The sequence below is a fragment of the Kitasatospora sp. NPDC038210 genome (assembly GCF_055600605.1).
This window is the reverse complement of the sequence record NZ_JBVJYK010000006.1, coordinates 1-11,902: the sequence shown is the minus strand read 5'-3', so window position 1 is coordinate 11,902 and position 11,902 is coordinate 1. Positions and strand designations below refer to the sequence as shown.

Sequence of the window (11,902 nt, the reverse complement as noted above, 5' to 3'; positions counted from 1 at the left end):
GACCGCCGTAGGACGGCGGTCCGGGCCCTGCTGCGTTCCGCCGGGTGACTGCCGTCTCAGATAGTAGGAAATCCAAGTATTCGTGCAGACACGGCCGGGGCGGGGTCGTACCGTGGAAGAGCCATACGGTGTGCCGCCCCTGTAGCCAGGGCGCGCGGCCCGTGTGCGCGTGCGCCCTCACGGGCAGGCGATCCCTGCCCCCGCGCTCCTTCCCTCCCACCCTCCCGCCGCGCTCTTCGAGCGCGCCGCTTCCAAGGAGCCCGGTATGCCCACCACCGTCGACCGCCACGCCCCCGCCGCCCCCGCCGCCGCCCCCGTCCGCGCCCCGCGCCGCCGTCGGGCCGCCGAGCGGAACAGCTACGCCGCCGCCGCGCTGCAGCGCTCGCTGGACCGCCGGGACAACGGCGGTGTCACCGGCCACCACTGAGCCGAGCCGCGGGTGGCGTTCATCGGCCGACTGGGCCGGACGGGTTGACGGTCCGTCACCCCGTAGAGTGCAACATCGGTCCGTCCGGGGGAAGTTGCTCGCCCGGCCCGGCGCGATCATCCTAATTTGGGGCCCCCGGAAGGGTGATCGACGGCCGCGCGGGCGGGCGTCAGCGGCACGGAGTGCGGATCAGTCCCCCTGCCGGGGGAGAGGGCCCAGTGCGTCTGCCACCCGTCCGCCGACCCGTCGCCCGGATCGGCCTCACCCTGGCCCTGCTGGCCGGGAGCGCCGTCCTCGCCGCCACCCCGGCGGCAGGCGGCCCACCCACCGCAGGACCGCCGACCGCCGGATCCCCGGCGGCCGGTCGAACGGCCTCCGTGCTGCTCGAACTCACCACCGAAGCGGCCGGCCCCGCCTGGCGGCGCGCCGCCGACGGGGCCCGACGGGAGCAGCGCTCCCCCGAGGCCGTCCGGCGGGAGGCCGCGCAGGCCGGTGCCGCCCAGCGGGCCCGGGCCGGGGACGCGCTGGAGCAGCTCGCCGGGGCCGTCCACCGGACGGCTCCGGCCGCCCGCGAGCTCTACCGCACCCACACCCTGCTCACCGGGCTCGCGGTCAGCGCCCCCGCCGACCGGTTGCCCGCGCTGCGGGCGCTGCCCGGTGTCCGGGCCGTCCACCCGATCGTCAACAAGCGGCGCGACAACGCCTACTCCGTCCCGCTGACCGGCGCTCCGCAGGTGTGGTCCGGTGGCGCGGCACCGGCCGGCACCACCGGCGCGGGCGTGCGGATCGGGATCGTCGACAGCGGCATCGACTACACCCACGCCGACTTCGGCGGGCCCGGCACCGAGGAGGCCTTCCGTTCGGTCGAGCGAGGCAAGCCCGCGCCGGCCGCGCTGTTCCCCAACGCCAAGGTGGTCGGCGGCAAGGACCTGGTCGGCGACGACTACGACCCCGACCCGGCCTCCCCGCACTACCAGCCCGTGCCGCACCCCGGGGACAACCCGATCGACTGCGTGCGCAACGGACACGGCACCCACGTCGCCGGCACCGCGGCCGGGTACGGCGTCACCGCCGACGGCCGGCCGTACACCGGTCCGTACGGCCCCGGGCTGGACCCGGCCTCGTTCCGGATCGGCCCCGGCGCCGCCCCCGGCGCCCAGCTGTACGCCATCCGGGTGTTCGGCTGCGACGGCTCCACCGACCGTCTCGCCCAGGCCCTCGACGTGGCCGCCGACCCGAACGGGGACGGCGACCTCGGCGACCGGCTGGACGTCGTCAACCTCTCGCTCGGCAGCAGCTTCGGCAGCGCCGACGACACCGACGCACTGGCCGTCGACCGGCTCGCCGCGCTGGGCACCGTCGTGGTCGCGGCCGCCGGCAACGAGGGCGACGTGTACGGCATCGGTGGCAGCCCCGGCACCGCCGCCCGGGCGATCACCGTCGCCGCCTCCGTCCACGGGCACGCCGACGTGGACGGCGTCACCGTGCTCGCCCCCGCCGCGCTGGCCGGGGTCGTCCCGGCACACTGGAGCGAACGCTACGAGGGGTGGGCCACCGCCGACGTCGGCGGCGAACTCGCCCTGCCCGCCGACCAGTCGGACGGCTGCGCCGCCTTCGACGAGGCCGACCGGCAGCGGCTGGCCGGGAAGGTCGCCCTGCTGGCCTGGACGACCAGGGACGCCGACCGGGCCTGCAACTCCGGCCCGCGCGCCGACCACGTCGCCGACGCGGGCGCGATCGGCGCGCTGTACGCCGCCGACTCCGACCACCTCGCCGAGATCGCGGGCGACGACCGCGTCCCCGTCGCCCTGCTGGCCCGCGCCGACGGGGAGCGCCTGCGCCGGGCCGTGGCCGCCGGGCCGGTGCGGGTCCGGCTCGCCGCCCCCGGCAACCCGCTGCACGGCTCCGTGGCGCAGAACCAGCCGGCCCGGGTCGACACCCTCACCGACTTCACCTCCCGCGGCATCGGCGTGCCCGGGGTGGTGAAGCCCGACCTCGCCGCCCCCGGCGAGACCATCTGGTCCGCCCTGGTCGGCAGCGGCACCGGCGGCCAGCGAGAGAACGGCACCTCGATGGCCACCCCGCACGTCGCCGGGCTCGCCGCGCTGGTGCGCGCCGCCCACCCGGACTGGCCGGTCGAGCAGCTCAAGGCCGCGCTGATGAACACCACCGTGGACACCTACGTCGGCGACGACCACAGCGGCCCGGTCTACGGGCCCGAGCGCACCGGCGCCGGGCGGGTCCGGGTCGACCAGGCGGTCCGCACCCCCGTCGTCGCCTACGCGGCGGGGCAGGGCGCCGAGGAGGGAGGTGTCGGCGTCTCGTTCGGGCCGGTCGAGGTCGGCGGGCCGACGGCGCTCGTGCGGGAGATCGAGGTCCGCAACCACGGCGACTCGCCGCTGAGTTACCGCACCGGCTACGCGGCGGCCACCGAACTGCCCGGCGCCTCCTTCACGGTGGCCCCGGAGCGGGTCGACGTGCCGGCGGGCGGCACGGCGCGGGTACGGGTCACGCTGTCCGTCCCCGGGGAGTTGGGCCGCGCGCCCGACCCGACCATCGACACCGTGCAGGGCGGCAGGGCGCGCAGCTACCGGGGCGAGCTCTCGGGGCGGGTGCTGCTGACGCCGGTCGCGGGCGGCGTGCTGCCGCAGCTGCGGGTCCCGGTGTTCGCCGCGCCGCGGCCGGCCTCCGACCTCACGGTGACGGCCGCCGTCCGCACCGTGCGCGACCGCACCCTCGTCACGCTCGGCGGCAGCGCCGCGCCCGGGGCGACGCCCGGACTGGCCACCGCCCTCGCCCTCGGCGGCGAAGCAGCCCGCTGGGCCGACTGCCCGCCCGGCAGCGGCACCGCCGTCGGGCCGGGCGCGGGCATCCGGCCCGACGGTGCGGGGGAGGGGACCGACCCCGGGCAGGACGTCTGCGTCGAGCACCCCGGCGAACGGTCCGTGAACCTGCGGGCGGCCGGAGCCGCCGTCGACTCCGAACTGCTGTACGTCGGCGCGCAGGTGTGGGCCCCGGCAGCCACCCCGGTCGGGCTGTACGGGGTGCGGGTCGCGTTGGACACCGACGGGGACGGCAGCACCGACGTCATCCTCAAGGCCGACCGGCAGCGCGGCAGCGACGTCCTGGTCTCCCGCGCCCTCGACGCCCGTACCGGCGCCGAGCTCGACGTCCAGCCGCTGAACGCCCGCTGGGGCGACACCGACACCGCGCTGCTGGACAGCGACGTCGTGGTCCTGCCCGTCCGGCTGAGCGCCCTGCCCGGTGTCGGCCCCGGCCACAGCACCGTCCACTACGGCGTCTGGACCGGCGTCGCCGGGCCCGGCACACCGGATCCGGCCGAGGCCTACGCCGCCATCGGCCTGCGCGGCACCCGGCCGGCCGTCCCGGTGGACGTCCTGCAGCCGGCCCTCGACGCCCGGGTCGGCCTCACCGGGCCTCCGGCGGTCCTGGCCCCGGTCGGCCCCGGCGCCGTCCTCGCGGTGCACCGCACGGCGGGCTCCAAGCTCCTGCTGCTGCAGCACCTCAACCCGGGCGAGCGGCGGGCCCAGGTGCTGACCCTGCCCTGAGCCGCGGCAGCCGATTGACGGGGCGGCCCGCCGACACCGGTCGGCGGGCCGCCCCGCGTGTTGCGGGCGTCCTATGCGTTCCCGGTGTCCGTGGTGCCCGTGGCGTCCGTGGTGTCCCGGGCGGCGCGCCGCTCGCGGCGCGGGGTGCGGGTGGGGCGGCGGGAGAGGCGGGCGAAGACGGCCACCAGGCCGAGGACGGCGACGGTCGCGGAGCCGACGGTGAGGCCCTCCGTGAGCCCCGGCGGGCGGAACGAACAGGCGATCCGGGAGGCGCCGGGGCCGAGGGGCACGCCGATCATGCCCAGCACCGGGGTGGCCGCCGAGGAGCGGCCGCCGTCGACGGCGCAGGTCCAGCCCTCGGTGGCGGGGACGGCGAGCAGCGCGGTGCCGGTCGAGCCGGCCGGGAGGGTGGCCGCGAGGGCGTGCCCACCGGCCTCGACGCGGGTGGCGCCGCCGGCGGTGAGGCGGGCGACGGCGGCCTCCAGGGCGCCGGTCCGCAGACAGCCGATCGGGCGGGCCGGGACCTGGCTGACGGTGTCGGAGCGCAGGGTCACCCGGACCGCCCCGTCCGCCGGGACGGTCCCCAGCCGGTGGATCGGTACGGCCGTGGTCGGCTGCTCGCCGTCGCTGCGGTAGGCGGCGCCCAGGGCGCTGACCGTGCCCCGGTACCAGACGCCGTGGAAGAACGCCGTCGACCCGGGCGTGCAGGCGGCGGTGAGGACGGTGCCCTCCTCGCCGGGCGGCACCGACCAGCCGCTGGTGCCGTGCAGGGTGGGCGCCGGGCCGCCGGCCGGGACGGGCAGCGGGGCGTCGTACACCTGGCTGCCGAGCAGCGACTCCTGCCGGGACCAGACCGAGGAGGTGTCCGGGCGGGCGCCCGGGGGCAGCACGGTGACCAGCGGCGGCGCGGCGGCCCGGACGGGCGTGAAGCCGTACGGCGGCGGACCGTCGTCCAGGTGGGCGCGGACGGCGAACAGTGCCTGCCCGACCGGGTCGGTGACGCTCTCGGTCTGCCGCCCGCCGGCGGTCCAGCCCGCGCCGAGGTCGTGCAGCAGCAGGGCCGCGACGGTCGGCAGGTACCCGCTGAAGTAGCCGCCGCCCTGGCCGCCCAGCAGCAGCGGGTCGTTGGTGGTGAAGGCGTGCGGGCCGGGGTCGCTGCGGCCGCGCGGCCAGTCCTCGGCCGCGCGGACCGCCGCGTGTCCGGCCCGCACGGCCGCCGGCCGGACACTGCCGGAGGGGGCCGCGCCGAGCGCCGCGTACCCGGACCAGACGGCGTTGGCGAACACCGCGCAGCCGATCACCCAGGTGGCGACGGTGTTCGCCCGGCGGTCCGGGTGACGGCGGTCCAGGACCCACAGCGCGGCGAGCAGGACGGCGCCGCCGACGGCCAGCAGCACCCAGGTGGCGGAGCGGACCGAGTGCAGGCCCGCCGCGACCGAGGCGATCACCGCGACCACGGCCGCGCCGCCCAGCAGGGTCAGCCGGTCCGGCCGCTGGGCCAGCGACACCCAACCGGCCAGCACCAGCAGCCCGCTGAGCACGAAGGCGACCCGGTACGGCCCACCGGCCGGGATCGCCAGGCCGTGCCACACCAGGACGGTCGGCGTCCAGACGAAGCCGAGCACCACCAGCACCAGCGCCGCGCACCAGGCCGCCCGCTCCCGCGGTCGCACCCTCCGGTTGAAGGGCAGCCCGCACACCAGCAGCAGGCCGAACAGTCCGATCGCCACGTCCGGCAGCCCCCGCCCGCCGTGGGTGGCGGGCAGCAGCTGGGCGAGGTGGCCGCCCAGACCGGACGGGCCGAGCGGCTCCACCGGGGACTCGGGCTGGGCGCGCTGCGCCGCCTGCACCGCGACGAACAGCACCGGGGAGGCGAGCAGCACCCCGGTGGTGGCCATGGTGACCGCCCGGCCGGTGGCCCGGACCCGTTGGCGGAACGGCCGTGACGTGGCGAACAGCCGGACGGCGAACAGGAGTCCGGCCGCCAGGGTGGCCAGCGCGGCGGTGTACAGGTTGCCCGCCCAGGCCAGCGCGACGCAGAGCGTGCCGGCCACCCAGCGCCGCTCGCGCAGGCACCAGTCGGCGGCGAGGCCGAGCAGCGGCAGCGAGACCAGGCCCCACAGCCACATCGGCGCGGCCCCGCCGACGTCCAGCACCCAGGCGCACAGCCCGTACCCGACGGCGGCGAACGCCCGCAGCCAGTGCGGGCCCGGACGGAGGCGGCCGAGCAGACGGGCCATCAGGGCGGTGCCGAGGCCGATGGTGGCGAGGGTGACCAGCAGGACGGCGAGCTCGCCCCGGTCGCGGGGGAGGAACGCGGTGAACCAGGAGAACGGGTTCATCAGGTAGGCGAAGAAGTCCGCCAGGAACGGGACGCCGTACCCGCTGTTCCAGTTGAACAGCAGGTCCCCGGTGGCCTCCCCGTGCAGCAGGTCCCACAGGTGGGCGTGGTACGGCACCGCGACCTCCTCCGCCCCGGCCGGCCACCGCCCGCGCAGCCCCAGTGCCAGCGCGTACCCGCCCATCGCCAGGGCGGCCGCACCCCCGCTGACCAGCACCTCCCGCCGCCGCTCGCCCTGCACCCACGCGCCCCGTTCTGCCAGTGACCCCGGACCTCGCCACCCTAAGCGCGTCCCCGGCGCGGAATGCGGCGTACGCGCTCCGTCGAAGGAGTGGCGTCCCGGACAGACTTGCCGAGTAGCCTGGGAAGGCCGCCAGGATGCCCGCATGGGAGGAACCATGAGCGTCTCGCCGTACCCCGACTGGATCCGGCCTCCTGCCGGTGGCTACACCGCAGCGGATCTCGACCGGCTGCCTGATCTCCCGCCGCACACCGAACTGCTCGACGGGAGCCTGATCTTCGTGAGTCCGCAGACCGCGTTCCACATGCGTACGCTCCGCAGGCTGGAGCGGGCACTGGAGACTGCCACGCCGGAGGGATGGCAGGTCTGGCGGGAGATGACGGTCAGGCTGGACCGGCGCAACCGGCCCGAGCCGGATCTGCTCGTCGTCGATGACCGGGGGGTCACCGGCCCGAAACAGACCTTCTGCGAGGCGGCGGACGTGTTGCTGGCCGTCGAGGTCGTGTCCGAGGAATCCGAGGAGCGTGACCGGGACACCAAGCCGCGCAAGTACGCGGCGGCCGGCATCAAGCACTTCTGGCGGGTCGAGAGCGACGACGACGGGAAGCCGATCGTCTATGTCTACGAGTTGGAGCCGGTGACCCCTGCCTACGTCGTCACCGGCATCCACCACAAGCAGTTGAAGGTCGATCAGCCGTTCCCGGTCGAGATCGACCTGACCTGATCCGTCCGGATGGTGGACGCCAGGTGTCAGCCCCTGGGACGGCGGAGTAGGGTCCGAGCATGTCTCGCACCATTCGTCTCGCAGTTGTCCCGGGTGACGGCATCGGTCAGGAAGTGGTGGCCGAAGGCCTCAAGGTCCTGGGTGCCGTGCTTCCCGCCGATGTGAAGCTGGAGACCACCGAGTACGACCTCGGGGCCCGGCGCTACCACCGGACGGGGGAGACGCTGCCGGACGACGTGCTGGCGGAGCTGAAGTCGCACGACGCGATCCTGCTGGGTGCCATCGGCGACCCGAGTGTGCCGTCGGGCGTGCTGGAGCGCGGGCTGCTGCTCAAGCTGCGGTTCGCCTTCGACCACCACATCAACCTGCGTCCGGGTCGCCTCTTCCCCGGGGTGCGGTCCCCGCTGGCCGGCGAGCCCGACATCGACTTCGTGGTCGTCCGCGAGGGCACCGAGGGCCCGTACGTCGGCAACGGCGGCACGCTGCGCACCGGGACGCCGCAGGAGGTGGCCACCGAGGTCAGCCTGAACACGGCGTACGGCATCGAGCGCGTGGTGCGCGACGCCTACCGCCGGGCGCAGGCGCGGCCGCGCAAGAAGCTCACCCTGGTGCACAAGAACAACGTGCTGGTGCACGCCGGGCACCTGTGGACGCGGATCTTCGCCGAGGTAGGCAAGGAGTTCCCCGAGGTCACCACCGACTACCTGCACGTCGACGCGGCGACGATCTTCTTCGTCACCCAGCCCGAGCGCTTCGACGTGATCGTCACCGACAACCTGTTCGGCGACATCCTGACCGACCTCGCGGCCGCCGTCACCGGCGGGATCGGCCTGGCGGCGAGCGGCAACATCAACCCGAGCGGTGAGTTCCCGTCCATGTTCGAGCCGGTGCACGGCTCGGCGCCGGACATCGCCGGCCAGGGCAAGGCCGACCCGACCGCCACCGTGCTGTCGGTCGCCATGCTGCTGGAGCACCTCGGCTTCGCCGCCGAGGCCGCTGCGGTCGAGGCCGCCGTCGCGGCGGACCTGGCCGAGCGCTCCGGCACCCGCAGCACCTCCCAGGTCGGCGACGCGCTCGCCGGTCGAGTATCGGGCGGCTGACGAGCCGGACCGACAAAAGGTTTCCGGCCAGGTGGGCCGGACCGCATAACCGCAGCTCGCGGCTCTGACAGGAGCCGGTGGCTGTTCGGCACGGCCCTCTGGATGCGAGTATCGACAGTGGGCCGTGCCGTTGTGCGCTCGTTCCGGCGTTCGATCGCCGAAACGTCCCTGCAGCGGTGGCGGCCCGGACCAACCCCACGGTGAAGGAAACAGCCATGAGCACGCCCACCCAGGCGCCCATCACGTTCGACCTCAAGCCCTCCGCCCATCCGCTGCCCGCAGCGGAGCGCGAGGCCCGGCTGACCAACCCCGGCTTCGGCCGCGTCTTCACCGACCACATGGTCACCATCCGCTGGACCGAGGGCGTGGGCTGGCACGACGCCCAGCTGGCGCCGTACGCGCCGCTGGAGATCGACCCGGCGAACATGACCCTGCACTACGGCCAGGCGATCTTCGAGGGCCTGAAGGCCTACCGCCAGGCCGACGGCTCCATCGCGACCTTCCGCCCGGAGGCCAACGCCGCCCGCTTCCAGGCCTCGGCCCGCCGCCTGGCCATGCCGGAGCTGCCGGTCGAGACCTTCGTCGAGGCCGTGGAGCTGCTGGTCCAGCAGGAGCAGGAGTGGGTCCCGAACGAGCCGGAGCAGAGCCTCTACCTGCGTCCGTTCATGTTCGCCACCGAGGTCGGCCTGGGTGTCCGCCCGGCCAACTCCTACCTCTTCATGATCATCGCCTCGCCGGCCGGCGCCTACTTCCAGGGCGGCATCAAGCCGGTCTCGGTCTGGCTGTCCAAGGAGTACGTCCGGGCCGCGCCCGGGGGCACCGGCGCCGCCAAGTGCGCGGGCAACTACGCCGCCTCGCTGGTCGCCCAGGCCCAGGCCGCCGAGAAGGGCTGCGACCAGGTCGTCTGGCTCGACGCCGCCGAGCACCGGTGGGTCGAGGAGATGGGCGGCATGAACCTGTACTTCGTCTTCGGCGAGGGCGAGGACGCGAAGATCGTCACCCCGGAGCTGTCCGGCGCGCTGCTGCCCGGCATCACCCGCGACTCGCTGCTCCAGCTCGCCTCCGACCTCGGCTACACCGTCGAGGAGCGGAAGATCTCCACCGACGAGTGGCAGCAGGCCAACGCCGACGGCACCCTCACCGAGGTCTTCGCCTGCGGCACCGCCGCCGTCATCACCCCGGTCGGATCGGTGAAGTCCGCCGCCGCCGACTGGACCGTGGGCACCGGCGAGCCCGGCCCGATCACCATGGAGCTGCGCAAGGCGCTGCTGTCGATCCAGGGCGGCCAGACCCCCGACACCCACAACTGGCTGCACAAGATCGTCTGATCCGCGGGCACCCGCACCCGCACCCGCACCGGCTCCGGCCCGCCACGTTCCGCATCGCGAGACGGGCGGGCCGGATCCCGGGGGCTGTGCCAGACTGCCGACGTGTCCTCGCTTTCGCCGATTATTGGCAGCAGGCGCGCCGGTCCGCAGTGACCGCTCCCGCAGGACCCGATGCGGAGCGACCACGAGCGTCCAGACCCGCGCGCAGACCTCTCGCACCCGCGAGGGGTCTTTTGCTTTTGGGGCGAGGCCCCGACGAGCAGCCACCCGGACCGGCCGAGAGCCCCCACGAAGGGCTCGGGGACACCGGGGCCGCGCGCGAGATCCTGGACAGTGGAGCCGGGACCAGAAGACCGGCCGGAGCAGTACGAACCTCCCCGAACGGAGAACCAGGGGTCATGACCGAGGTCAGCCGTACCGACGACAGTTTCCACGTGTTCGACACCACGCTGCGCGACGGCGCCCAGCGTGAGGGCATCAACCTGACGGTGGCGGACAAGCTGGCCATCGCCCGGCACCTGGACGAGTTCGGGGTCGGCTTCATCGAGGGCGGCTGGCCCGGGGCCAACCCGCGCGACACCGAGTTCTTCGCCCGCGCGGCCGCCGAGCTGGAGCTGCGGAACGCACAGCTGGTCGCCTTCGGCGCCACCCGCAGGGCCGGCGGCCGGGCCGCGGACGACCCGCAGCTGGCCGCGCTGGTCAACTCCGGCGCCCCGGTGATCACCCTGGTCGCCAAGTCGCACGACCGGCACGTGGAGCTGGCGCTGCGCACCACCCTGGACGAGAACCTGGAGATGATCCGGGACAGCGTCGAGTTCCTGCGCGCCCGGGGCCGCCGGGTGTTCATCGACTGCGAGCACTTCTTCGACGGCTACCGGGCGAACCGGGAGTACGCCCTCGCCGTGGTCCGCACCGCGCACGAGGCCGGGGCGGACGTGGTGGTGCTGTGCGACACCAACGGCGGGATGCTGCCCGCCGGCGTCCGGGACACCGTCGCCGACGTCCTGGCCCGGACGGGCGCCCGGCTCGGCATCCACGCCCAGGACGACACCGGCTGCGCGGTGGCCAACACCCTGGCCGCGGTGGACGCCGGGGCGACCCACGTCCAGTGCACCGCCAACGGCTACGGCGAGCGGGTCGGCAACGCCAACCTGTTCCCGGTGGTCGGCGCGCTGGAGATCAAGTACGACCGCCGGGTGCTGCCCGAGGGCCGGCTGGCCGAGATGACCCGGATCTCGCACGCGATCGCCGAACTGGTGAACCTGACCCCCTCCACCCACCAGCCGTACGTCGGCTACTCGGCCTTCGCCCACAAGGCGGGTCTGCACGCCTCCGCGATCAAGGTCGACCCGGACCTGTACCAGCACATCGACCCCGAGCGGGTCGGCAACACCATGCGGATGCTGGTCTCCGACATGGCCGGCCGGGCCTCCGTCGAACTCAAGGGCAAGGAACTCGGCTACGACCTGTCCACCGACCGGGACCTGGCCGGCCGGGTGGTCGCCAAGGTGAAGGAGCAGGAGAACCTGGGCTACACCTACGAGTCGGCCGACGCCTCCTTCGAGCTGCTGCTGCGCGACGAGGTGCGCGGCAGCCGGGACCGCTTCTACACCCTGGAGTCCTGGCGGACCATCAGCGAGCAGGGCCCGAACGGGATCTCCGGCAACGAGGCGACCGTCAAGCTCTGGGCGAAGGGCGAGCGCAGGATCGCCGTCGGCGAGGGCAACGGCCCGGTCAACGCGCTGGACCAGGCGCTGCGCACCGCGCTGGAGGGCATCTACCCGCCGCTGGCCACCTTCGAGCTGGTGGACTACAAGGTCCGCATCCTGGAGGGGCAGCACGGCACCGGGTCCAAGACCCGGGTGCTGATCGAGTCCACCGACGGCACGTCCACCTGGTCCACCGTCGGCGTCGCAGACAACGTGGTCGCCGCCTCCTGGCTGGCGCTGGAGGACGCGTACACCTACGGTCTGGTCCGCGCCGGCCTGGAGCCCACCGAGTAGCCGGCCCGCGTCGTGCCAGTGGCCCGCCGGACTCCGCGTGGAGTCCGGCGGGCCACCCGTGCCTGGGTCACCGCAGTCGGGCGAGCAGGGCGTGTTCGACGAGGGTGATGAGGGCGCTCTTGGCGCTGTCGCGGCGGCGGGCGTCGAGGGTGATGACGGGGGTGTCGGC

7 protein-coding genes and 1 pseudogene are annotated in these 11,902 nt (G+C 74.7%); 6 read left to right on the top strand and 2 right to left on the bottom strand.

Translation table 11 applies throughout. From position 1 onward, the window contains the following. The first annotated feature begins 265 nt into the window (after positions 1-265). On the top strand, positions 266-427 hold the full coding sequence (locus tag ACZ7KX_RS14190) for a hypothetical protein (protein ID WP_350630965.1): 162 nt from the start codon (positions 266-268) through the stop codon (positions 425-427). Positions 428-645: 218 nt separating this feature from the next. Further along, on the top strand, positions 646-3,996 hold the full coding sequence (locus tag ACZ7KX_RS14185) for a S8 family serine peptidase (protein WP_470326701.1): 3,351 nt from the start codon (positions 646-648) through the stop codon (positions 3,994-3,996). A 71-nt stretch (positions 3,997-4,067) separates the two neighbouring features. Here ACZ7KX_RS14185 and ACZ7KX_RS14180 read toward each other — a convergent pair whose 3' ends face one another. Then, a complete protein-coding gene (locus ACZ7KX_RS14180; RefSeq protein WP_470326700.1) occupies positions 4,068-6,578 on the bottom strand; it encodes a YfhO family protein in 2,511 nt (836 codons plus the stop codon). Between the two features lie 157 nt (positions 6,579-6,735). Here ACZ7KX_RS14180 and ACZ7KX_RS14175 point away from each other — a divergent pair, with 157 nt between their 5' ends. The 4 genes from ACZ7KX_RS14175 to cimA all read left to right on the top strand — a co-directional run bounded on the left by ACZ7KX_RS14175 (position 6,736) and on the right by cimA (position 11,733). Further along, positions 6,736-7,302 carry a Uma2 family endonuclease gene (locus ACZ7KX_RS14175; protein WP_470326699.1) on the top strand — a complete coding sequence of 189 codons (567 nt, stop codon included), beginning with the start codon at positions 6,736-6,738 and terminating at the stop codon, positions 7,300-7,302. A 59-nt stretch (positions 7,303-7,361) separates the two neighbouring features. Next, positions 7,362-8,402 (top strand): 3-isopropylmalate dehydrogenase, encoded by a 1,041-nt coding sequence (locus ACZ7KX_RS14170; RefSeq protein ID WP_396552006.1) that lies wholly within the window; start codon positions 7,362-7,364, stop codon positions 8,400-8,402. Between the two features lie 215 nt (positions 8,403-8,617). Next, positions 8,618-9,730, top strand: a complete 1,113-nt coding sequence (locus ACZ7KX_RS14165; RefSeq protein ID WP_470326698.1) for a branched-chain amino acid aminotransferase — start codon at positions 8,618-8,620, stop codon at positions 9,728-9,730. Between the two features lie 398 nt (positions 9,731-10,128). Further along, entirely contained in the window at positions 10,129-11,733 is a 1,605-nt protein-coding gene (gene cimA, locus ACZ7KX_RS14160) for a citramalate synthase (RefSeq protein WP_350526744.1), read from the top strand. Between the two features lie 67 nt (positions 11,734-11,800). On the opposite strand, the pseudogene ACZ7KX_RS14155 reads toward cimA, so the two are convergent. Continuing rightward, a pseudogene (locus ACZ7KX_RS14155) lies at positions 11,801-11,902 on the bottom strand (ATP-binding protein); the annotation flags it as partial.

Excerpts from the sequence above, each read along its gene's own strand:
- ACZ7KX_RS14190 (WP_350630965.1), top strand. The coding sequence starts at position 266 with ATGCCCACCACCGTCGACCGCCACGCCCCCGCCGCCCCCGCCGCCGCC.
- ACZ7KX_RS14175 (WP_470326699.1), top strand. The coding sequence starts at position 6,736 with ATGAGCGTCTCGCCGTACCCCGACTGGATCCGGCCTCCTGCCGGTGGC.
- ACZ7KX_RS14170 (WP_396552006.1), top strand. The coding sequence starts at position 7,362 with ATGTCTCGCACCATTCGTCTCGCAGTTGTCCCGGGTGACGGCATCGGT.
- ACZ7KX_RS14165 (WP_470326698.1), top strand. The coding sequence starts at position 8,618 with ATGAGCACGCCCACCCAGGCGCCCATCACGTTCGACCTCAAGCCCTCC.
- cimA (WP_350526744.1), top strand. The coding sequence starts at position 10,129 with ATGACCGAGGTCAGCCGTACCGACGACAGTTTCCACGTGTTCGACACC.